The organism is Vitiosangium sp. GDMCC 1.1324, assembly GCF_003044305.1.
Taxonomy (GTDB): Bacteria; Myxococcota; Myxococcia; order Myxococcales; family Myxococcaceae; genus Archangium.
On the sequence record NZ_PZOX01000017.1, the window covers coordinates 234,322 to 256,015 of the forward strand.

The following is a 21,694-nucleotide window of genomic DNA, read 5'->3' on the forward strand; positions in this document are numbered from 1 at the left end:
CAGGTAGCCTACGAACGTGAACGATCGGAAGACACGGCGGATCTCCCCCGCAGTCGAGGTCATCCGGCGCCCGGCCGCCACTCCCGGCACCGTTGCGCCCACCCCGGCGCCAACGCCGACCCCCACGACCTCTGTCACACCCCGCCCCACCCCAAGGCCCACACCGACGCCGACTCCCTCGACGTCCGCGCCGGGCCCCACGGTCAGCGTGGCACCCCGGCCCATCCCCAGGCCCACACCGACCCCGACGGCTCCGGCCACTCCGGCCACGCCGGCCACGCCGACCACTCCGGCAACGCCGGGGGCTCCAGCGGCCGTGGCTCCCACCGCGCCGCGGCCCATCCCCTCCCCCAGCTCGCTACGGCCCGGCCCCTCGGGTGGCCGTGGGCCCGGAGCGGGACCGGGAGGCTCGCGCCCCGGCGGAGGCTTCGGGCGCCCCAGGACTCCCCGGCCGCCTCCCACGCCCGAGCAAATCCTCGCGCTCGCCACCAAGGAGCACGTGCCGGCGCGCATCGCCAAGGGCGAGCTCGAGGGCAAGATGAAGTGCCGCGTGTGGCGCAAGCTGCACGCCGAGGAGGCCAAGCGCTTCGACCAGGTGTACGAGCTGATGAGCCAGAACCCGGGCCTGTCGCTCCCCGACGGCTTCGGAGTGCTGCAAAGCGGCCTGACCGTGGCCGAGTTCCTCGCACGCAAGGAGCGCACCCAGCGCAAGGCCGCCGTGAAGCAGGCGCGCGGCGAGGTGGATGACTCCGCGGTGGCCACCTTCATCAACGGGCTGCTGGAGTCGAAGACGGAGCTGGCCGTCGTGCTGGGCGAGCGCACCGTGCTCGATACCCTCGCGACCGTGGAGCCCATCTCCTTCGTGCTCGGCCGCAGCGGCCGGATGGAGAAGCTCCAGGTCGTCATGCTCACCCGCCGCACGGACTGGGAGCAGCTCACGCCCCAGCTCGAGCGCGACCAGAAGCTGGCCCAGAAGCCCGCCAACGTCGCACGCCAGCCGGACAAGCGCCCCTTCTCCGACCCCCGCCCCTTCCTCGCCCACCAGGGCGAGAGCGTGCGGCTGACGTTGCGCAATGGCATCCAGCTCACCGCGCGGCTGCGCGTGGTGGGACGCTTCGACCTCATCGTCGGTGAGGACGGACACGAGGTGTTCATCCCGCTGCACGCCCTGGTGCGCTTCTCGGCGGCGGATGCCTCGGAAGACTCCGAGCCCGGTGACGAGGCCGGGGAGAACGAATAGCCCCGAGGAACACCGATGCCCTTCTTCTCCAAGATCATCAAGCCGCTGCTGGCCCTCACCCTGGCGGCCGCGGTGCTGAGCGCCGGTCAGGGCTGCTCCAAGGACGCGAAGCCGGCGGAGCCCTCCATCACCCCCCAGCCCGGGAAGCCCGGTGAGCCGAGCACCCTCGCGCTCACCGTCACCGACAAGGGCTACGAGCCGAGCCCCGTCACCCTCAAGAAGGGCGAGCCCGTGAAGCTGGTGCTGACCCGGACCACGGACCAGACCTGCGCGACGGAGATCGTCCTCGACGAGTACAACATCAACACCCCGCTGCCCCTCAACAAGCCGGTGGAGGTGACCTTCACCCCCACCAAGACGGGCAAGCTCGTCTATGGCTGCGCCATGGGGAAGATGCTCAACGGCGTGTTCATGGTGGAGTGACTCCACCGACTCCGTCTTCCCGAGGGGGCCGACTCCATCCGCGCGGTGGGGTGGCCCCCTTCGTGTATCAATCCCGCGACTCCACGGCGTAGGGCAGCGCCTCGGACAGGGGGGCCTGAGAGGGAGCCGGACACGAGAGCCACTGCGTCAGCTTCGCGGCCCGGTGACGCGCGAGGTGGAAGGCCGGCCAGCCGCCCGGCATCGGCTCCTTGCCATAGCCGCAGAGCTTCTCGCGGGCCTGCATCGCGACATAGGAGTCCTCGCCCTGCGCCCCCTCGGGATGCAGGGCCAGGTACGCGGCCATCTCCGGCGCGGCGTCCTCGGAGAGGTTGCGCGCCATGTACCTCACATCCAGGATGACGCCCTCCGAGGAGCGTTCGAGGTTTCCACGCGCGATGAAGGCGTCGGGGTTGAGCACGTTCAGCGCAGTGAGGTAGCCGAGCGCGCCCACGAAGGCGCCGATGGCGAAGCGCTCCGGGCGCCACCACAGCGTCACCGCGCGCCACGCGAGCACCCCGGCCAGCGCCACCATGAAGACGTGCGTGTACACGCGCAGCTCCGTGTAGCCGTAGACGGACTCGTAGAGCGCCATGCGCTTCATCGCCGAGGCGAGGATGACCAGCACCAGCCCCACCATCACCGTGCACGCCGTCCGGAAGACGTTGGCCTGCCCCTGCCCGTGCAGCCGCGTCCAGCGCGCCAGCGCCAGGCTGAGCCCCAGCGTCATCATCGACACCGTGAGCAGCTCGAAGAAGCCGCGCCGGGCGTACTCGGCATAGGTGAGCTCCGAGGGCAGATGCGCCGCGCCGAACAGGAAGGCGAGCTGGATGGCGGCGAAGCCCAGGAAGAGCAGATCCACCAGCCCCACCAGCGTGAGGCTCTCGATGAAGCCCAGACGGGCCACGGCGGGAGCCACCTCCGCCTCTCCGGCCTCGACCCCGTTGCGGCGCCGCCGCTGCGCGTGGGCCAGCAGCCCGAGCGCCCCGAACGCGCTGCCGCCGATGAACATCCCCCGCCCCAGGGCATCCCAGAACGTCAGGCCCGGGTTGAAGGACAGCACCCGCGCCACGGCCTTCGCGAAGACCGCGTCCGCCGAGACGAGCAGCCCGGTGAAGACGAGCAGCACGGGCACGGCCAGCAGCGCTCCGCGCAGCACCGGCATCAGCTTCGGCACCTGGGTGCGGGCCGAGGACAGATCCACCTCCGAGCGCACCACTCCCACCGGGAGCAGCACGGTGCGGAAGAAGGTCCCGAGCGCGGTGAGCGGGTAGCTCCACAGCCCGAGCCGCTCCACGCGCCCGGCCGCCCAGAAGTGCGTCACCAGGAGCAGCAGGAAGCCCGAGGCCAGGACGTTGAGCGTCGTGAGGAACGGGCTCGCGCGCACGAACACCATCCCCGAGAAGAACAGCAACGGAACGAGCAGCCACGCATTGGGACTCGCCCGCTGCCAGCCCTCGCGGCCTCCGAGCCCGAGCAGGGCCGACAGGAAGAGCACGACGAACAGCGGGAACGAGATGCCGAGCGCGGGCCCATCGAAGAGCACCTCCGCGCAGACTCCCAGCCCGAGCGCCGCCAGCAACGTCGCACGAGGCCGGCGGAGGCGGGGAACAGCAGGTGCGGAGGAAGCCTCGGCACCAGGGGTGGAGAAGCCAGTGGCGGCGGTCGTCATACGGGACTCCGGGATCGCGGGTTCGTCTCGCGGTGGTGTGCAAGGTTGGGCCCATCCGCGGTGACGGCGAGGGCCTCCACGGCGAACGGTCGGTTCGCCGCGCCGAGCGGTCGCATCCCGGCTCCGCCCATGGACTCCCCCGCCGCTCTGTTCACCCGCCCGTGTCCGCGCCGCCGCGGCTGCGGCCGGTGAACCACACTCCCTCCCCGCGTGAAGTCCACACGCAGCCAGCTAGAAGGACTGTTTCCTGACGACAGGACCCCGGACGCCCGGTTTCTCGGCACGACGCCCGAAGACGGCTAGGCTGGCTCCTCTTCTCCATGGGCAGCGCGGCGGAGCTCTTCACCCGGCACGTATTCCTCGACCTCGAGACGACGGGGTTGGATCCGCGCGCCGACGAGGTCATCGAGTTCGGCGCCCTCTTCATCGAGAACGGCCAGGTGGTGGACCGCTACGTCCACTTCTTCTCCGCCTCGCGCCCCCTCCCCCTCACCATCCGCCGGCTCACCGGTATCGACGACTCCATGCTCGCCGGCCAGCCCCGGCTCGCGGACAAGGTGCCCGAGCTGCGCCAGAAGCTCGCCGGCTGGACCGTGGTGGCCCATAACGCCTCCTTCGAGAAGGGCTTCCTCCCAGACATCCTGGGCCCCATCCGCGCCCCGGTGCTCGACTCGTGCGAGCTCCTGCACTACCTGCACCCGGAGCTGCCCAGCCACTCGCTGGAGTCCATGCTGCGCTGGGCCGGCAAGGGCCCTCGCTCGCGCCACCGCGCCATGACGGACTGCGAGGCCACCCACTCCGTGCTCCTGCACGCCATGGAGGGCTGCATCCGCGACGGGCGCGCCGAGGACCTCGCCGACCTGTTGGAGACGCTCGACCCGCGCGCCGCCCTGCGGCTGGCTCAAATCGAGGCCGGTGAGTCCGGGCTGGAGCTGGAGGGAGAGCTCGACCGGGACGCGGCGCCCCTCGTGTCGCTGCTCACCGGGCTGTGGAACCTGTGCCGGAACCGCTCCGCTCCTCTCAAGCTGGAGGCCACGGGTTTCCTCCCCGGACGCCCCGAGCGCCAGCGCACCAACGGCACGAAGCCTCCTTCCGAGCAGCCCGACGAGAGCACCCCCGTGCTGCCCGTGCGCTCCGAGGAAGTGACGTCGCTGCTCGGCCCCGGAGGCGCCCTGGAGCGCGCTCAGGAGGGTTTCGCGTCTCGTCCCGCGCAGCTCGACATGGCCCACGCCGTGGCGCGCACCCTGTCCGACGGCGGGCAGCTCGCGGTGGAGGCCGGCACGGGCACGGGCAAGTCGCTCGCGTACCTGGCTCCCTCGGCCCTCTTCGCTGCTCGCAACGGGCGCAAGGTGGGCGTGGCTCCGCATACCAAGACGCTTCAGGACCAGCTCATCGAGAAGGACCTGCCCCGCCTGCACCGCGCCACCAGCGGGGCCTTCTCCTACGCCCTCCTCAAGGGGCAGACGAACTACCTCTGCCGCCGCCGCGCGCTCGACATCACCCGCGTGGAACCCGGCATGAGCCACGCCGCCCGCGCCCCTCGCGCCTACCTGCGTGCCCTGCTGCGCCGCAGCCCGGATGGCGACATCGACCGGCTCAGCCATTGGTTCCGCGAGCGATTCCCCGTGCTGCTCGCGCTCGCCCCGGCGGTGCGCTCCGAGGCAGCTACCACGCTCGGCGAGCGCTGCCCCCACTTCCACCGTTGCTACTACCACTCGGCTGTGGCCCAGGCGCGCGACGCGGATGTGCTCGTCATCAACCAGTCGCTCGCCTTCGCCTGGCCCGCGCGCTACCCGAAGCTGGAGCACCTGGTGCTCGACGAGGCGCACGAGGTGGAGGACGTCGCCACCACCGCGCTCTCCTCGGAGCTGTCGGACCTGGCCTTCAGCCGGCTCGCCGAGCGGCTCCACGGGCGAGATGGACGGCGCGGTCTCTTCGCCGAGCTGCGGCGGGCCCTCTTCGCCTCGCGGCGCGCGGAGGCCCGCGTGTTGATGAGCGAGATTGATAGCGCCCTGCTCTCGGTGGGCTCGGCCGCGCGGAGCCTGGGCGAGCGGGTGATGGCGCTGTGCGAACCGGCCGCGGCGAGCGCCTCCGAGGACGCGGACGAGTCCGCCTACGCGCCGGAACTGCGCATCACCCCCGAGGTCCGGGCCGCGCCCACGTGGGAGCCGGTGCGCGAGGGCCTGCTGGAGGTGCGCGAGTGCCTCCAGTCCCTGCACAAGCTGCTCACGGTGGGGCTGCAGGAGATCCTCCCGGACCTGGCGGTGAAGATGCCGCCGCTGGAGCGCGAGCTGGCGGGGGGCGTGTCCGAGGTGATGGAGCTGACCACGCTCGCCTCGGAACTGTCCGACGAGCCCGCCGAGGGCCGGTGCTACGCGGCCACGGCGGTGCCTCGCAAGCAGCGCTGGAGCCTGAGCGCGCAGCCGGTGAACGTGGCGGCCTACGTGTCGCGGGACTTCGCGCAGCACAAGCGGGCACTGGTGCTGACCTCGGCCACGCTGAGCACGGGCACCGAGAAGACGCCGTACGTGCTCGCGCGGCTGGGGCTGGACGGGCGCAACGAGGGGATTCCCGCGCCCCGGCTGCTGCGCGCGCCCACGCCGTTCGATCTGCGCAAGCAGGCACTGGTCATCCTGGTGATGGACGCGCCGCGCGCACACGAGGAGCCCTTCATCGACTGGGCCGCGACGCGCGTATCCGGACTGGCCCAGGTGATGGGCGGACGGGTGCTGGGGCTGTTCGCCTCCACGCGGCGGATGGAGCGCGTGGGAGACCTCGTGAAGGCGAAGCTGGAGCCCCAGGGCATCGAAGTGATGCGGCAGTCTCGAGGGCACGGACGCTCGCTGGCGGCACGGCAGGAGAAGGACACCGGCACGGTGCTGCTGGGGACGAAGAGCTTCTGGCAGGGCGTGGACATCCCCGGCCGGGGCGTGGGGTGCGTCTTCATCGACAAGCTGCCATTGGAGCCCGCCAGCCGCCCGCTGGTGGCCTCGCGCGAGGAGAACATCGCCCGCGGTGGCAACGCGCACCTGGGCTTCCTGTACTACCGGCTGCCCCGAGCGCTGCTGCAACTGCGCCAGGGAGTGGGCCGCCTCATCCGCTCGCATGGGGACCGGGGCGTGGTCGTCATCGCGGACCCCGGCCACCCAAGCTACCGGCAGCTCATCCTGGACGCGCTCGCCGGCTACCGCGTGGAGTTGCTCCCCTGGTCCGAGGCCCGCGTGCGCCTCTACTCCGCCATCGAGGAGATGGGGCTCATCCGCAGGGCGTGAGCCCCGGGCCCCTCACCGCAAGCGCGCGGCGAGCTTCTGGAAGCGCGCGTCCTTGCGCACGTTCTCCAGGTCCGGCTCCGAAAGGACACTGGTGCCCTTGAGGCCCGCATCCACCGCCTTCCTCAGAAAGCAGGCTTACTGATGGCTTTCTCGCCCCGAGTGCGTGTTCCAGGCGTCATCAAATACAAATCATTCTCTCGCGAAAAGGGTGTGGTCGAGCATTCCGCCGATCACCTCTTCATCAGGGATGTGGTGCGCATCGTCTTCTTCATCCCCTACGACAACTTCCAGATAGCCGCGGGCGTATCTCATGCGCTCGACAGCTATCTTCAAGCCGTCAAGGGTTACCCGAACGCACTGGCTCACGGCAGGGTGTGCTGGTGGGAGTTCTCCCGGCTGACTGAGCGGACATGGCAACTCATCCGCGACGCGTTGGCGCCGCAAGAACACAAGTACATCGAAGACTACACGCGTGAAGAAGCCTTCTACCCCGAGAAGGATGGCGCCGACCCCTACTTCGACCTGCGCCCGGAACCGGGTGAGGCCTTCGGCTTCAGTTACTACGCTCGCATTCCGTCCCGTGAGCAGGAGCCCAACTACGTCAGCGTCCTCTCCGCGATCCTGCCGACGGAGTTTCTTGACCAACATGGGCCTGAGCGGGTGAGGGAGCTCGCCCTGGAGATGTCCTCGCGCCTGCCCTTCGCCTCCGGTCATGCGGGCCTTGCCCTGGCTCTCTGGAAGTCAGTCTCCGACGAATGGGACCGGCTCCGCCCGGTCGTCTTCAACCATCCCGGCTTCGACCTCCGTGACGTCAACATTCGCGACAATCCGGGCACCCGGGTGGGTGGTGTCCATTGGCTGAACTTCCTCGGGCAGCCGGTGCTGGGTGAGCTGGGAGGCGCCTCGGGCCTGCGTGCCCGGCTTCAGTGCCCCACCACCACGGTGCAGGAGTTGAACGGCGAGCGCGTCCTCGTGAGCCTGGGTCCGGAGCCCGAAGCGGGAGACCTGGCACAGGGTCAGCCGCTCCCCGCCTACCGCGAGCTCGCTCGGGTGCTGGAGCCCTGGCAGGAACCCTTCCCCTGGCGTCACTGGCCCTTCAAAGACTCCTCCGTCAAGGAAGAGCTGCGGCGCTGGTGGAGGCGTTTCCTCGACTGAGGTCGCCCATCGCTCGGCTCCGCCCGTGCACTCGTGCGCGTCTCCACGTCCCCCACCTTCCTTCCCTCGGGAGTGACGACATGCCGGGTACTCTGGAGAGTCCCAGGAGAGTCCCAGGGCCTGCTTCCCAGACGCTACCCGGACAAAGAGCGGACATTTCGGGCCAGCGCACGCGGCCGTTCGGGACCGCCGCCGAGCCCTGAAAGAGCCATCAGCGCGCCGGAAATCCGAGGAGCTTCCGGCCTGCCTGGGCCGTGCGCTCCTTCGGTGCGCGCTCGTCGCCGCTTTGCTGGAGCTCCCAGACGCAGTGCAGGGCGTAGATGTCTTCGGGAGGCAGCTCGGCCGTCGTCTCGCCGAAGAGAGCGAAGGTGACAGAGCCCACCATGCCCACGCCGTCCTCCGGTGTGCCCTCTTCGTCCTCGTAGCGGTAACGGAAAAGCCATACGTCGCGCTCATCGTTCGTGGGCGGCCAGAAGAGCCGACGGTGGTCGTAGACCTCGAGGTGGTCAGGCACCCGGCCGAATTCCGCGGGGTGCTCGAGCCACTGGCTCATCTCGGCCATCGCGTCGAGCTGGGGACGCTCTTGCTCCGAGACAGGCGCCGGCTGGCTACCGAGCTCCTCGAGGTAGGTCATGGCGCGTTTCCGGGTCTTCGGGTCCTTCGACCAGTCCTGGAGCCGCGCCAATGCCAGGGCATCACCCCCCCGGGCGGCGGCCCAGGCTGCCTCCATGCGGACCGCCACGTCGGGGTGCTCCAGGGCAAGGGCGAACAACTCCCGCGAGCCCGTCAGGAAGGGCAGGCTGGCCGCCGCGCTGTGGGCGTACGAGAACTGGTCCGGGTCCTTGTCGGTGAGAAAGGCCCGGAGCAGCTCACGACCCGGGTCTGTGTCGAAGGGGTGGGAGGTGACGCCGTGCTCGCGCGCAAGCGTATTGGCCATGTCGAGCAGCGCCACGGCGATGAACCCTGGAGGGAGCGGCTCCCGGAGCGCGGCGGCGACGCGAGTGGCGGCCTCCGGCTCTGACTTGACGAGCGCGGACAGGATGGCCGACCACATGTAGCCATCCGCATCGAGTGGAATTCGCGCCGCGTCGATGATGCGCTGGAGCGCCTCCTCACCCCGGTACATCGCGAAGATCTTCAGTGCGAAGAGCAGATCGCTGGCGGCGGAATCGTAGTCCTTTCGAGGACCGGCCTTCCGCCACTCCCGCAGCCGCGCGTCATAGAGGCGGAGCAGGGCGGGGAGGGCCTCGGCACGTAGGGTGATCGCCGCTTCCTTGACCGTGGGCTGCTGAAAGAGCCCCACGATGTCATGGAAGGGCGACGTGAGGTCCTCGGAGGCTGCGTACTTCTCGGGGTGAGCCTCGAAGTCGAGAATGAGCCTGCTCGCCCGGCGCGCGACCTCCGCCGAGTCGAGATCGACCGTGGACCAGTGCTCCAGCTCTTCCCGTGCAGGGTTCTCCTGGGTCATGGCCTGGATGTCTAGCGCAGTCCCTGGGTGCTCCCAACAACAGGCTCGCGAACACGTGCTTCTTCTCAGGACCTCACGTGTCCCACTCGAACGTGTCCGCGGCCTCCTCGATGATGCGGGGCGCGAGCACCTTGAGCAGATCCTCGGGCTTCGCTCCCGACGCCTGCACCTCCACGTCCCCCAGCAGCGCCTGGTCCGGGTAGCCGATGCACACCATCCGCACCTTCAGGCCTCCCGACTCCGTGTCGTGGATCTCCGCCTGCACCTTGAAGCCGTGGATGCCGTGCTTGCGCAGCACCCCCTGTGCCGCCGACTTGCTCTCCTTCGCCGGCGCCAGCAGCGCCCCCACCTGCGTCAGCTTCCGCCGCATCCGCGCCTCGGCGAACTTCACCACCTCCGGCCGCAGGCCTCCCGTCTTGTCCTTCACCCCAGCGAACATCACGTACAGCCGCGGCGCCTGCTCTTTCAGCCCCTGCAGCACCTGGATGGATGTCTGGATGGCCGCCTGTGTCGCCGCGTCCGTCTCGCTCTTGCGCGCCTTCAGGCACTCCAGCCCGGCCAGTTCCTTCAGCTTCCCCAGGGCCTGGGCCGATGCCGCGCGCACCTGCTCACTCGAGTCCTTCAGCCCGTTACACAGCGGCTTGAGCGCCTCCGGATCATCCGAGGACCCCAAACCCTGCGCGGCCTGGGAGCGAAGCCGGGGCTCCTGGCCCTGTCCGAGCTGTTTGCTCAAGGAAGCGGTTCGGGAATCCACCTGGGCCAGGGCGACTCCTGGCACGGTGAACAGCAACAGGGTGATGAGCGAGAGCGGGCGCCGCATTCGGAAGAGAAATCCTAGCGCTCGGAACCCGAGAAACGCAGCTCACCCGCGGTGAGAACTATTTCCACCCGAACGAGCCGGCGGCCTCCTCGATGGCGCGCGGAGCCAGCGCCGCGAGCAGATCCCCGGGCTCTCCCCCGGATGCCTGGACTTCCACGTTCCCCAGCAGCTGCTTGCCCGGATAGCGCAGGCACATCACCGACAGCTTCAACCCCTCCGAGGGCCCGGGGCGGATCTCCGTCACCAGCCGGTAGCCCTGAATCTTCTGCTTGCGCAGCACTCCCTTCGCCGCCGCCTCGCTCTCCTTCTCCGGCGCCAGCCACGCCCCGGACTGCACCAGCTTGCGCCGCAGCCGGGCCTCGGTGAGCTTCACCAGCTCCGGCGGCAGCGTCCCCGTCGTGTCCTTCACCTCCGCGAGCATCACGTACAGCCGCGGCGGCTTCGCCTTCAATGCGCGCAGGGAGCGCAGGGCCGACTCCTGGGCCGCCCGGGCCGCCGCATCCGGCTCGTCCTTGTGGGCCTCCAGACACTCCAGCCCGCCCAACTCCCCCAGCTTCTCCAACCCCCCGGCCGCCGCCGCCCGTACCTCGGCGCTCGCGTCCTCCAGTCCGGAGCACAGGGGCTGGAGCGCCTCGGGGTCATCCGATTCTCCCAGCAGGCGCGCCGCCTGGATGCGGTGCTCGGGCTCGGCCCCCTGCTTCAACCTCCGGGCGAGCGAGGCGGTCTGGGCGTCCGTTTGAGCCAGGACGGTCGCCGGGAGGACAACCAGGAGGAGGGAGATAAGGTGGGATGGAGAGCGCATGTCAGAGGCTGGATCCTAGCCCGGTCCTTAAGAAACGCAGCGCACCCCCCACTTGTGGCATATACCCTCACCATGTCCTCTGTCCTGTCCGCTTCCCAGATTCGAGAGGCGTTCCTCAAGTTCTTCGAAGAGCGCGGCCACCGCCGCGTCGCGTCGTCTGCCCTCGTCCCCCAGAACGACCCCACCCTGCTGTTCACCAACGCGGGCATGGTCCAGTTCAAGGACGTCTTCACCGGCCGTGAGAAGCGCGACTATTCGCGAGCCACCACTTCGCAGAAGTGCGTGCGCGCCGGCGGCAAGCACAACGACCTCGACAACGTGGGCTACACCGCCCGGCACCACACGTTCTTCGAGATGCTCGGCAACTTCTCCTTCGGCGACTACTTCAAGGCCGACGCCATCGCGTACGGCTGGGAGTTCGTGACGAAGACGCTCGGGCTGTCCAAGGAGCGGCTCGCCGTCACCGTGTTCAACGGCGAGGGCGGCATCCCCTGGGACGAGGAGGCCTTCGAGCTGTGGGCGAAGCAGGGCGTGTCCCGCGACCGCATCCTCAAGCTCGGCCTCAAGGACAACTTCTGGGCCATGGGCGACACCGGCCCGTGCGGCCCCTGCTCCGAAATCCACTTCCACCAGGGTGACGACATCCCCTGTGCCGAGGTGGCCGCGGGCCGCAAGTGTCAGGGCGTGGCGTGCGACTGCGACCGGTGGCTCGAAATCTGGAACCTCGTGTTCATGCAGTTCGAGCGCAAGGAGAAGGACGCGGCGCTGATTCCGCTGCCCAAGCCGTCCATCGACACGGGCGCGGGCCTGGAGCGCATCGCCTCCGTCGTGCAGGGCAAGCGCTCCAACTACGACACGGACCTCTTCCAGAGCATCATCTCCAAGGTGAGCGAGCTGGTGGGCAAGCCCTACACCCAGGAGGGCGGAGCCTCCATGCGCGTGGTGGCGGACCACAGCCGCGCGGCCGCGTTCCTCATCGCCGATGGTGTGCAGCCCTCCAACGAGGGCCGCGGCTACGTCCTGCGCCGCATCATGCGCCGCGCCATCCGCCACGGCTCGCTGCTGGGGCTCGACGAGCTGTTCTTCTTCAAGGTCGTGGACCGCGTCATCGAGCTCATGGGCGATGCCTACCCCGAGCTGCGTGACAACCGCACCTTCCTGCTCGAGGTCTCCAAGCACGAGGAGGAGAGCTTCCGCAAGACGCTCAACCGCGGCCTGAAGCTCATCGACGAGGAAGTGGCCCGGATGAAGCAGTCCGGGGAGAAGGTCCTCTCGGGCGACAAGGTGTGGGACCTGCACAGCACCTACGGCTTCCCGTGGGATCTCACGGAGATCATCCTCAAGGAGCGCGGGCTCGGCGCCGACATCGAGGGCTTCAACCAGAAGAAGAAGGAAGAGGCCGAGAAGGGCGACGAGTTCAGCACCAAGGACAAGGCCATCGGCGCGGTGTACCACCAGCTCCTGGAGCGCCTGGGCCCCAGCGAGTTCCTCGGCTACGAGGGCGTGGGCCACGAGGGCGAGGGCTCCGTGCGCGCCATCATCAAGAACGGCATCGAGCTGGCCTCGGCCAGCGCGGGCGATGAAGTGGAGCTCGTGCTGGACCGCACGCCCTTCTACGGCGAGTCCGGCGGCCAGGTGGGCGACACCGGCCGCATCGTGGGCCACGGCGGCAAGGCGGTGGCCGAGGTGCGGGATGCGCAGCGCCCGGTGCAGGGCCTCATCGTCCACCAGGTGAAGGTGACCCAGGGCTCCATCAAGGCTGGTGACATGGTGCAGGCCGGCGTCGACGGCGAGCGGCGCTCGTCCATCCGCGCCAACCACTCGGCCACGCACCTGCTGCACAAGGCGCTCAAGATGGTGCTCGGCGAGCACGTCAAGCAGGCCGGCTCCGTGGTGGCGCCGGACTACCTGCGCTTCGACTTCTCGCACTTCTCGCCCATGACGCACGAGCAGCAGGAGCAGGTGGAGGACCTGGTCAACGGCTGGGTGCGCGAGAACTCCGAGGCCCAGACGCGCGTGATGAACCTGGAGGACGCCAAGAAGTCCGGCGCCGTCGCCATGTTCGGCGAGAAGTACGGTGAGACGGTGCGCGTCGTCACCGTGCACCCTCAGTCCACCGAGCTGTGCGGCGGCACCCACGTGCGGCGCAGCGGTGACATCGGGCTGTTCAAGATCGTCACCGAGAGCGGCGTGGCCTCGGGCGTGCGGCGCATCACCGCCGTCACCGGCACCGGCGCCCTCCAGTACGTGCGCGAGACGGAGCGCGAGCTGAAGAAGGTCGCCGAGCTCTTGAAGACCTCGCCCAAGGATCTGGTCAAGCGCGTGGAGGCCACGCAGAAGCGCGTGAAGGAGCTGGAGAAGAAGGTCGAGGAGGTGGCCGTCAAGGCCCAGGCCGGCTCCAGCAAGGACCTGCTTGAGCAGGCGCGCGACATCAACGGCATCAAGGTGCTCGCCACGCGGATGGATCCGGCGGACCCGAACGTGTACCGCGGGCTGGCGGACCAGCTGCGCGACCGCATCAAGTCCGGCGTGGTGCTCATCGGCGGCGAGAAGGACGGCAAGGTCGTCCTGCTCGTGGCGGCCACCAAGGACGTGGTGGCGCGCGGCATCCACGCGGGCAACCTGCTCAAGGAGCTGGCCAAGGAGGTCAACGGCCGCGGCGGTGGCAAGCCGGACCTGGCCCAGGGCGGTGGCGAGGACCCCTCGCGAATCCCCGCCGCCTTCGACAAGCTCTACGAGCTGGTGAAGGGGACCCACCTCGCATGAGCCCCTCCGCCCGTGGCCTCACGGCGCTCCTGTGCGCGGCGGCCCTCGCAGGGGGCTGCACGAAGGACGAGCCCGCCCCCCTCGAGGACCGCACCCTGGCGAAGCTCCGCCAGGAGGTGGACCGCGTGAACCAGGGCGGGATGCCCACCGCCGCGCCCAACGTGCCCGAGGACCCCAACGCCCGGCTCGCCGGGCTCGCCGCGGGCCAAGAGGAGGACGAGGCCAGGACGTACACCCTGCCCTCGAAGCAGCCCGTGAAGGTGGACACGCTCTCCCTGCGGCCCGCCCGCATGGAGTCGCTGCACTCCCTGAGCGGCACGGGCAAGGTGGCCCTCACCACCACGGATCTCTTCGTCCTCGTGAAGCTCCAGGTCGAGAACACCGGCCCGGAGCCCGTGGATGTGACCTTGTCCGCGGCCCGGCTCGTGGACGCGGAAGGCAAGGAGTACCCCATCGCCCGAGATGCCCAGACCGTCGGCGGCACCCGCATCCTGGACCACACCTGGCAGCAGCAACAGAGCGAGTCCGTGGCCCTCGTCTTCGAGGTGCCTCCGGCCGCCATGGCGCCCGGACTGGCCCTCCTGATTCCCACTCGCGGCGGCCAGGACGCCCGTCTTCCGCTGCGATGAGGCCCTCCGGGAGGCGGTGACGGTGACGGTCGAGCCCAAGCTCCTCCCGCTGCGCATCCGCCTCCCGTACGCCACGGAGGAGGACTTCGTCGAGAAGTACGGCCCCAACGTCGCGCGTGGGGGCCTCTTCATCGCCACGCGCTCGCCCAAGCCCGAGGGCACCGGGCTCGCCTTCGAGCTGGTGCTGGCCGATGGAGGGCGTCTGCTGCGCGGCGAGGGCCTGGTGGTGAAGTCCCAGGCCGAGGGCCCTCGAGCCGGAATGACCGTGCGCTTCGTCCGCCTCGATGCGCACAGCAAGGCGCTCATCGACCGCATCGTGGCGCGCAGGGGCTCGAATCACGCGAGCACCGCCGAGTCCGGTCACACGGCCACCAGTGCCCCCGCTCCCGGTCCCGAGCAGGTCCTCGAGCAGCCTCCGGAAACCCGCGCGGAGGCGCCCACCGAGAGCCAGGAGCCACGGACGGGACAGCCAGCGCCTCGTCCGGAAGGGGCGAAGCGTGGGCGGCCCGTCATCTCCGCGGAAGCGCTTCGCCAGCAGGCCGCGCCACGTCCCCTCACCCCGAAGCCGGCCGCCACTGGAGCAGGAGCACCCGACGCTCCGGCCCCACACACGCCGGCTGCGCCCACGGCTCCACCGGCCGCAGATTCATCGGCAGCATCTCCCAACGCAGCGGCGCGACCACTCGCAGCCACTCCGAAACCGGCCGCCTCCAGCACGGCCAACGCTCCGAAGCCCATGGCTCCGGTCGCGGCGAAACAGGCAGCCCCGGCCGCACCCCGGCAGGCCCAGCCCCGCACACCCGCGACGACCACGCAGGTGGCTCCCACCGTCTCCGCGAAGCCAGCGGACTCCTCGGCACCACCCCGGACAGGCACCGCCATCGCGAAGCCCGCGACGTCGGTCACCGCCCCGCAGACCGTCCCGCCCGCTCCGAAACCGGCCGCACCCACTCCGCCAGCGGCGGAGATGCCTCCCGCTACTCCATCCGCTCAGCGGGGCGTCCCGCCCGCTCCGAAACCAGCTGAACCCGCCCGAGTGGTAGCGGAGGAGCCCACCACCAGCGCCGGACCTCAAGTCTCGGCCACGCCTCGGCCATCCGAGGCTCCCGCACCGATCAGTGTCCCGGTCTCCGTGACCGAGAAGCCGGAACAGCCCACCTGGCCCAGCACCTCCGCACCTGAACCCGTAAGTGCGACCACCCAGGCGGAGCCCTCCGCACCCGAGCGCATCGAACCCGCGCCCCTCAGGCGCACCATGACCCCGGTTCCCGCTCGGCCCACGACCCAGGACCTCATCGCCAACGCCGTCCTGGAGCACCTCGCTCCCGAGGAACTGGAGCCCTCCACAAGCATCGCCTCGGAGCCCGAGCCGCCCGCTCCCGTGGCACCCGGAGCGATGGCTCCGCTCCCCGTGGAGCCACCCGTCTCCGCACGCCCGGAGCCGCCCGCTCCCGTGGCACCCGGAGCGATGGCTCCGCCCCCCGTGGAGCCACCCGTCTCCGCACGCCCGGAGCCGCCCGCTCCCGCGGCACCAGGACCGATGACTCCGGCTCCCGTGGAGATATCCGTTTCCGCGCGCCCGGAGCCGCCCGTCTCTGTCTCCGTGGGGCCGTCCGTCCCCGTGAGCATGGAGCCACCCGTCTCCGAGACTCCGGCACCGGCCGTCCCCTCCACCCCCGTGGAGCCCTCCTCGACTCCCGCCGCTCTCGACGCGCCCGCTCCCTCCGAGCCCCGGGAGGCTCCCACGCGCCGCCGTCGCGCCATCCTCGACGTGGCCGCCGCTCCTCCCGTGACCGCCGCGCATCCCGAAGTGGTGCTCGGCATCGACCTCGGCACCTCGCAGGCGCGCGTCGCCGTCCACCACCAGGGCTCGCTCCAGCTCATCCCCATCGGCGAGTCCCAGGCCCTCTCCTCGCTCGTCGCCGCCGACGAGGCAGGCCAGCTCCTCGTGGGCGCGGCCGCCAGGACCGAGGCCGAGCGCTCCCCGCGCCACGCCGTCCACGGGCTCCGACGGTTCCTCGGGCTGCGCGCCCGCTCGCCCCTGGTGCGCACTCTCGGCGGTCCCCTGCCCTTCTCCATCGTCGCCGGCCCTCGCGGGGACGCCAGCCTCGAGCTCCACGGCCGCAGCCTCCTCCTCCCCGAGCTCGCCGCCCGGCTCCTGCGTGAGCTCAAGTCCGCCGCCAGCGCCTTCCTCCGCCACGAGGCCTCGCGCGCCGTCCTCTGCGTCCCCGCCCACTTCGATGACCGCCAGCGCGCCGCCATGCGCGAGGCCGGCACGCTCGCCGGGCTCGACGTGCTGCGCATCCTCAATGCTCCCTCGGCCGCGGCGCTCGCCTTCGGCCACGGGCGGGTGCTCGCACGCAAGCGCATCCTCGTGGTGGAGCTCGGGGGCGGCGGTCTCGACGTCTCCGTCGTCCAGCTCACCGGCGACGACCTCGAGGTCATCACCACCGGGGGAGATCCCACCGTGGGCGGCATGGACTTCGACGCGCGCATCGCCGAGGCGCTCGCCAGTGAGCGCGAGGCCCAGGGCATCCCCCGCCCCGAGCACCCCTCCGACTGGCTCCCCCTGCTCACCGCCGCCGAGGCCGCCAAGGTAGCCCTCAGTGAGCGCGAGGAGGTCTCCCTCCCGCTCCCCGGTGGCCCGGCGCCGTTCTCGCTCAACCGCGAGCGTCTGGAGTCCCTCACCACGGAGCTCGTGCAGCGCATCACCCTCGTGGTCCGTCAGGTGCTCGAGTCCAGCGCGCTCACGCCCCAGGGGCTCGACGAAGTGCTGTTGTTGGGAGGCCAGGGCCGCTCGCCCCTGGTGCGCCGCCGGCTGGAAGAGAGCCTGGGCGTGCCCGTGCGCGCGGACGTGGAGGCCACCCACTCCGCGGCGCTCGGCGCGGCGCTGCTCGGCCAGGGACTGTTGGATGCCGCGGCGGGCAAGCCCGGCGCCACCGTCTCCGAGGTGCTCTCCGTCCCCATCGGCGTGGCCGAGCGCGGAGGCACGCTGCGCCGTGTCCTCGAGCGCAACACCCGCCTGCCCGCGGAGAAGACGCTCGTCATTCCCGTCACGCCCGGGCCGCTCACGCTTGCCCTCTTCCAGGGGCCCTCGCCGGTGGCCGCGGAGAACGAGTACCTCGGCACGCTCGCCTTCACCCTCGAGCGCCCGGGCGAGGCCGAGGTGCACTTCAGCCTCTCGCAGGACGGCACCCTCTCGCTCGCGGCCACCCTGCCCGGCGTGAAGCGCCACGCGGTCACCCTCGCCGCGGACATGCCCGAGGACGCGGAGCTGGAGGCCGTCATCGCCCGCTCGCCGCTGGAGGGCGAGCCCGAGGCGCGTCCGGGTGGGCTCCTCTCCGGACTGCGCAAGCTCTTCGGCCGCCGCTGAGCCGCCTCATCCCTCCGGACGGGGCGAGGGGCCATGCATGCGCTCCACGTCATGCCCGAGTCGTGCACGGGCATCCCGGAAGGTGCGGGGTCCAGTGCTTCTCATTCCGGACGAATGCCCAGATTTCGCCCAGCAGACACCCCAGTGACGGGAGGACGAGATGAGGGTTCGTTCGTGGATGGGAGGTATCGCGTTGGTGGCCTTCTGCACCGCGGGCTCGGCGTTCGCGGCCATCGACGCCACACGGGTCGCCCCAGGCTTCAAGTTCGAGGAGGGCAAGACGCCAGTGGGCGCCGACTTGCGCGGAGGCTTTGGAAACTTCACCGGGAACGCGGGAAGCCGCACGGGCACGGGCGGGCTGCTCGGCGTCGCCGCCGATGCACAGCCCTGGCGCTTCCTCGGTATCGAGGCGAGCTACGAGGGACAGCGCCTGCCCATCGACGACTCGCGTGTCGGCAATGGCGAGGCCATGTGGCGCCACAACCTCAGCCTCATGGCCAAGGGGGGCCCGCTTCTGCTCAAGGACAAGCTCTTCCCGTACCTGGGAGCGGGCCTCGGCCTGAGCTACCTCAACGCCAGCGAAGGCGCCGAGTTCCTCTACAAGAACGACTTCATCGAGGAAGTGCCGCTCGCGGCCGGCGCGGACTACCACTTCACCCGTCACGTCTTCGCGGGTGCACGCTTCACGTACCGGCCCCTCTTCGGTACGTCCTTCGCGGACCAGGCCACCGGGACGGGTCAGACCTCGGGCGGCCTGATCAACTACAACCTGTCGGTCGGCGGCCAGTTCTAGCGGCTCGTCACCTGTCGTCACGGCCTCGAGCCCCACCGTACCTCGCGAGAGCAGGTGCGGCGGCGCTCGAGGCTGTCGGGTCCTGACTCCGAACGGCTCAGACGGCCATCTCGGTGGCGGCCGGGGCCTCCGCGGCGGTGTGGACCGGCAGGAGGATCCGGAAGGTGGTGCCCCGGCCCACCACGCTCTCGACGGAGATGTCCCCGCCGTGCGCCGCGATGATGCGCTGGCACACCGAGAGCCCCAGCCCGCTCCCGACACCCGCGGGCTTGGTGGTGAAGAACGGACGAAAGATGCGCTCCAGGTTCTCCGCCGGGATGCCGCAGCCGGAGTCGCTCACCTCCACGAGGACGCGGGCATCCACAGCGACCCGGGCCGTCAGCTTGATTTCATGGCGCTCCACCTGTCCCGGCAGGATGGCGTGCGCCGCGTTGATGAGCAGGTTGAGGAACACCTGACACAGCCGGGCCGCGCTGCCCCGCACCAGGGGAACTCCATCCGCCTGCATCACGAGCCGCGCCCGGTGACGGATTTCATGGGCCGCCATCTTCGAGGCACTCCGCAGCACGGCCCCCACGTCCACCGGGCCGCTCTGCGCGTCGTCCGCCCGGGCGAGCATCTTCAGGTCCTGCACCAGCAGGCGCACCCGCTCGGCCCCCTCGTGCGCCTCGGTGAGCGCCGCCAGCAGCTCGTCGCGATCCTCGGAGGAGGGAGCGCCCTGCATCCTCTCCAGCTCCTCCCGCGCGAAGCGCAGGTTGGCGAGGATGAACGCGAGCGGGTTGTTGATCTCATGGCCCACGCCCGCCGCGAGCTGGCCCACCGTCGCCAGCCGGTCAGCGAAGAGGAGCTGGGCATTGGCCTCCTCCAGCTCGGCGGTGCGCCGGCGCACGGTCTCCTCCAGCAGGGAGTTGTAGCGACGCATCTCCCGCTCCGAGGCCTCGGCTTCGGCCTTGGCCAGCCGCTCCTTCTCCCGCACGGTGTCGCGCAGCTCGGCGGCCATCCGGTTGAAGGCCCGCGCCATGGAGCCGTACTCGTCAGCGCTCCGCGCCGGCAGCTCGGTGGCGAAGTCGCCCCGGCCAATGCGCTCCGCTCCCCGCAGCAGCTCCAGCGACGAGCGCCGCATGGTGATGAACAGGGTGCCCCCCATCCCGAGCACGAGCAGCAACGCCACCAGGGGAACCACCACGCTGAGCACCAGACCCACCCGGAGGTCCTCGAGGCGCTGGCGCTTGTGCTCCGCCAGGCGGGTGCGTTTCACCTGCCAGGCCGCGTCGAGGTACGGCATCACCTCCCCGTGGAAGGCGTCGAGCGCCTCGTGCAGGAAGCGATCCTCCTGGCCCGCGTGGACCTCGCGCACCCGCGCCTGCGTGCGTCGCATCCAGGCCAGGTGTGCCTCGCGCACCTGGCCGAGCCGGGTGAGTTCCTCCAGCAGGGCCTCGGGTTCGACCTCCTGCCGCACCAACTCCTGGAGTTGCTCGAAGTCCTCCTTGGCGCGCCGCAGCTGCCCGTCGAACACGCCCCGGGTGTCCTGCCCATGCTCATGCGCCTCGAGCAAGGCGTGCGGCACCCAGATGCCGTCTCCCGTCAGCTTGCCGTAGAGGGTGTTCTGCTCCTGCATGGAGAACACCTCCCGCGTGCTCGTCACCCCCTGGCTGGCCAGGTGGAACAGCGCGCCCCCCACCACCGCGACGAGCCCCACCGCCACCACCGCGAACAACAGGATCTTGCCGCGCACCGTCATCGTGATGGCCTCTCGGAAGGGAACTCCGGGCACACCACACGCCGCCGCGAACCGCCCTGCTGCCTGGGCCCGAAACCCGCGCGGCCAATACCCCAGACGACCACTCAAGTCATAGCGGAATTATCCAGCAGGACGGTATTTGTCGACTAGTTATCAAAGCGTGAAACGCCCGAGAAGGGACTCGGAGCGGGGATCCTTCTCCCAGGCGTCCAGCACGGCCTCCGCGGGCGAGCGCCCCGAGGCAGCCACCTCGGCGAGCGGAGCGAGCAAGGGCGCATCCGCGGCATCCAGCCGCTCCAGGCCCCTGCGGGCGATGGCCACCATCTCCCCGGCGAGCCGGTGCAGTTCCTGGTTGCCGAGCCGCCCGGCGAGTCCCTGCCGGCGCGCGGTGTCGTGGAAGGCCACGTGCTCCTCGTAGGACAGCCGCGGCAGCAGCCGCTCGGCCTCCTCCAGGGCCCCGCGGTCGTAGAGCAGCCCGCGCCACAGCGCCGCGAGCGCCCCCGTCATCGGCGCCGACACGCAGTCCGCGCCGCGTACCTCGACGACCTTCTTGAGACGCACCTCGGGGAAGAGCGTGGAGAGGTGATCCGTCCAGTCGGACATATCGGCGGGGCTGCCCTCGAAGCCCTGCTGGATGAACTGGCGGAAGGTCATCTTCGGACGGAGGTACTCCCCGCGCCGGCGCAGGAAGAGGATGGGGGCGTCCAGGGCCCAGTCCACATAGGCGCGGTAGGAGAAGGAGCCGTCGAAGAAGGAGCGGAGGTAACCACAGCGCGTGGGGTCCACTTCGTCCCAGACCCGACAGCGGAAGGACAGGTAGCCCGAGGGCTTGCCGTCCACCAGCGGGCTGTTGGCATAGAGGCCCACCATCAGCGGGGCCAGGCGCGCCACGAGCACCGTCTTGCGGACACAGTCGGCCTCGTCCTCCCAATCGAGCGACACCTGCCCGGTGGAGGTCATCAACATCATGTTGTGCGCCAGGCGGCCGCGCTCGGGGAGGCTCTGACGCATGGCGCCGTAGCGCGACTTGGGCATCCACGACATGGCCTCGGGAGTGCCGAAGGGCCGGTAGCCCAGGGCCACCAGACGCAGCCCGAGTTGGGAGGCGGCGGCCTTCACCTCGGCCAGGTGGGCCAGGTTCTCGGCGTGGGCCTCGCGAGCGGTGCGCCAGGGCGAGCCGGACAGCTCGAACTGACCCCCGGGCTCCAGGGAGATGGTGAGCATGCCCTTCTGCAGGGCGATGATGGGCGAGGAGGGCGTCTCCCGGAAGGGCGTGTAGCCAGCGGGCGCCAGCCGTTCGAGCAGCGCGCCGATTCCCGAGGGGCCGTCGTAGGGCACGGGGTTCGCGCCGTGGAGCGGATAGACGAACTTCTCGTGTTCGAGCCCCAGCAGGTGTTTGGAGCGGGGCTTCTCGGCGGACCGGAAACCGGCCAGCAACTGGTCGATGGAGGTGATCGGCTCGGAGGCTGCACGCTGGAGGTCGAGAGACATGGCGGCCCTATATAACGGTCGTTGACCCTGCCGCCGTCATTTGCGCATCGTC

At 70.3% G+C, this 21,694-nt stretch carries 14 protein-coding genes; 8 read left to right on the plus strand and 6 right to left on the minus strand.

What is annotated here, in order from left to right; translation table 11 throughout:
* Nucleotides 1–316 precede the first annotated feature (316 nt).
* Nucleotides 317–1,240, plus strand: coding sequence for a hypothetical protein (locus DAT35_RS39225; protein ID WP_233261982.1), 924 nt, complete (start codon nucleotides 317–319; stop codon nucleotides 1,238–1,240).
* Between the two features lie 15 nt (nucleotides 1,241–1,255).
* Nucleotides 1,256–1,663, plus strand: a complete 408-nt coding sequence (locus DAT35_RS39230; protein ID WP_108074394.1) for a cupredoxin domain-containing protein — start codon at nucleotides 1,256–1,258, stop codon at nucleotides 1,661–1,663.
* A gap of 67 nt (nucleotides 1,664–1,730) precedes the next feature.
* Here DAT35_RS39230 and DAT35_RS39235 read toward each other — a convergent pair whose 3' ends face one another.
* Nucleotides 1,731–3,332 carry a DUF4153 domain-containing protein gene (locus tag DAT35_RS39235; RefSeq protein ID WP_146210079.1) on the minus strand — a complete coding sequence of 534 codons (1,602 nt, stop codon included), beginning with the start codon at nucleotides 3,330–3,332 and terminating at the stop codon, nucleotides 1,731–1,733.
* Nucleotides 3,333–3,652: 320 nt separating this feature from the next.
* Here DAT35_RS39235 and DAT35_RS39240 point away from each other — a divergent pair, with 320 nt between their 5' ends.
* Both DAT35_RS39240 and DAT35_RS39245 read left to right on the plus strand, forming a co-directional pair.
* A complete protein-coding gene (locus DAT35_RS39240) occupies nucleotides 3,653–6,604 on the plus strand; it encodes a helicase C-terminal domain-containing protein (protein ID WP_108074396.1) in 2,952 nt (983 codons plus the stop codon).
* 210 nt (nucleotides 6,605–6,814) lie between these two features.
* Complete coding sequence (locus DAT35_RS39245; protein ID WP_158502090.1) at nucleotides 6,815–7,759, plus strand: type VI immunity family protein; 945 nt, start codon at nucleotides 6,815–6,817, stop codon at nucleotides 7,757–7,759.
* Between the two features lie 211 nt (nucleotides 7,760–7,970).
* Here the strand turns inward: DAT35_RS39245 and DAT35_RS39250 are convergent, their stop codons facing one another.
* The 3 genes from DAT35_RS39250 to DAT35_RS39260 form a co-directional block, all read right to left on the minus strand.
* A complete protein-coding gene (locus DAT35_RS39250; protein ID WP_108074398.1) occupies nucleotides 7,971–9,227 on the minus strand; it encodes a HEAT repeat domain-containing protein in 1,257 nt (418 codons plus the stop codon).
* Nucleotides 9,228–9,300: 73 nt separating this feature from the next.
* Entirely contained in the window at nucleotides 9,301–10,047 is a 747-nt protein-coding gene (locus DAT35_RS39255; RefSeq protein WP_108074399.1) for a HEAT repeat domain-containing protein, read from the minus strand.
* 58 nt (nucleotides 10,048–10,105) lie between these two features.
* Entirely contained in the window at nucleotides 10,106–10,849 is a 744-nt protein-coding gene (locus DAT35_RS39260) for a HEAT repeat domain-containing protein (RefSeq protein ID WP_108074400.1), read from the minus strand.
* 72 nt (nucleotides 10,850–10,921) lie between these two features.
* Here DAT35_RS39260 and alaS point away from each other — a divergent pair, with 72 nt between their 5' ends.
* The 4 genes from alaS to DAT35_RS39285 all read left to right on the plus strand — a co-directional run bounded on the left by alaS (nucleotide 10,922) and on the right by DAT35_RS39285 (nucleotide 18,410).
* A complete protein-coding gene (gene alaS, locus DAT35_RS39265; protein WP_108074472.1) occupies nucleotides 10,922–13,615 on the plus strand; it encodes an alanine--tRNA ligase in 2,694 nt (897 codons plus the stop codon).
* Nucleotides 13,612–14,244, plus strand: coding sequence for a DUF4352 domain-containing protein (locus DAT35_RS39270; RefSeq protein WP_108074401.1), 633 nt, complete (start codon nucleotides 13,612–13,614; stop codon nucleotides 14,242–14,244). The genes alaS and DAT35_RS39270 overlap by 4 nt, the downstream gene beginning before the upstream one ends.
* Before the next feature lie 22 nt (nucleotides 14,245–14,266).
* Nucleotides 14,267–17,617 carry an Hsp70 family protein gene (locus tag DAT35_RS61285; protein ID WP_233261983.1) on the plus strand — a complete coding sequence of 1,117 codons (3,351 nt, stop codon included), beginning with the start codon at nucleotides 14,267–14,269 and terminating at the stop codon, nucleotides 17,615–17,617.
* 160 nt (nucleotides 17,618–17,777) lie between these two features.
* Nucleotides 17,778–18,410, plus strand: coding sequence for an outer membrane beta-barrel protein (locus DAT35_RS39285; protein ID WP_233261984.1), 633 nt, complete (start codon nucleotides 17,778–17,780; stop codon nucleotides 18,408–18,410).
* A gap of 97 nt (nucleotides 18,411–18,507) precedes the next feature.
* Here the strand turns inward: DAT35_RS39285 and DAT35_RS61290 are convergent, their stop codons facing one another.
* Together DAT35_RS61290 and DAT35_RS39295 are read right to left on the minus strand one after the other, a co-directional pair.
* Nucleotides 18,508–20,151: a sensor histidine kinase gene (locus DAT35_RS61290; protein ID WP_233261985.1), complete on the minus strand. Its 1,644-nt coding sequence runs from the start codon at nucleotides 20,149–20,151 to the stop codon at nucleotides 18,508–18,510.
* 153 nt (nucleotides 20,152–20,304) lie between these two features.
* The gene (locus tag DAT35_RS39295; RefSeq protein WP_108074403.1) at nucleotides 20,305–21,642 is read right to left on the minus strand and encodes a glutamate--cysteine ligase; all 1,338 of its coding nucleotides are present in this window, start codon (nucleotides 21,640–21,642) and stop codon (nucleotides 20,305–20,307) included.
* Nucleotides 21,643–21,694 lie beyond the last annotated feature (52 nt).

Bases quoted from the DNA above. Each gene is read 5' to 3' on its own strand.
- DAT35_RS39230 (WP_108074394.1), top strand. From the start codon at position 1,256: ATGCCCTTCTTCTCCAAGATCATCAAGCCGCTGCTGGCCCTCACCCTG.
- DAT35_RS61290 (WP_233261985.1), bottom strand. From the start codon at position 20,151: ATGACGGTGCGCGGCAAGATCCTGTTGTTCGCGGTGGTGGCGGTGGGG.
- DAT35_RS39285 (WP_233261984.1), top strand. From the start codon at position 17,778: ATGAGGGTTCGTTCGTGGATGGGAGGTATCGCGTTGGTGGCCTTCTGC.
- alaS (WP_108074472.1), top strand. From the start codon at position 10,922: ATGTCCTCTGTCCTGTCCGCTTCCCAGATTCGAGAGGCGTTCCTCAAG.
- DAT35_RS39260 (WP_108074400.1), bottom strand. From the start codon at position 10,849: ATGCGCTCTCCATCCCACCTTATCTCCCTCCTCCTGGTTGTCCTCCCG.
- DAT35_RS39250 (WP_108074398.1), bottom strand. From the start codon at position 9,227: ATGACCCAGGAGAACCCTGCACGGGAAGAGCTGGAGCACTGGTCCACG.
- DAT35_RS39270 (WP_108074401.1), top strand. From the start codon at position 13,612: ATGAGCCCCTCCGCCCGTGGCCTCACGGCGCTCCTGTGCGCGGCGGCC.
- DAT35_RS39240 (WP_108074396.1), top strand. From the start codon at position 3,653: ATGGGCAGCGCGGCGGAGCTCTTCACCCGGCACGTATTCCTCGACCTC.
- DAT35_RS39235 (WP_146210079.1), bottom strand. From the start codon at position 3,332: ATGACGACCGCCGCCACTGGCTTCTCCACCCCTGGTGCCGAGGCTTCC.
- DAT35_RS39255 (WP_108074399.1), bottom strand. From the start codon at position 10,047: ATGCGGCGCCCGCTCTCGCTCATCACCCTGTTGCTGTTCACCGTGCCA.
- DAT35_RS39295 (WP_108074403.1), bottom strand. From the start codon at position 21,642: ATGTCTCTCGACCTCCAGCGTGCAGCCTCCGAGCCGATCACCTCCATC.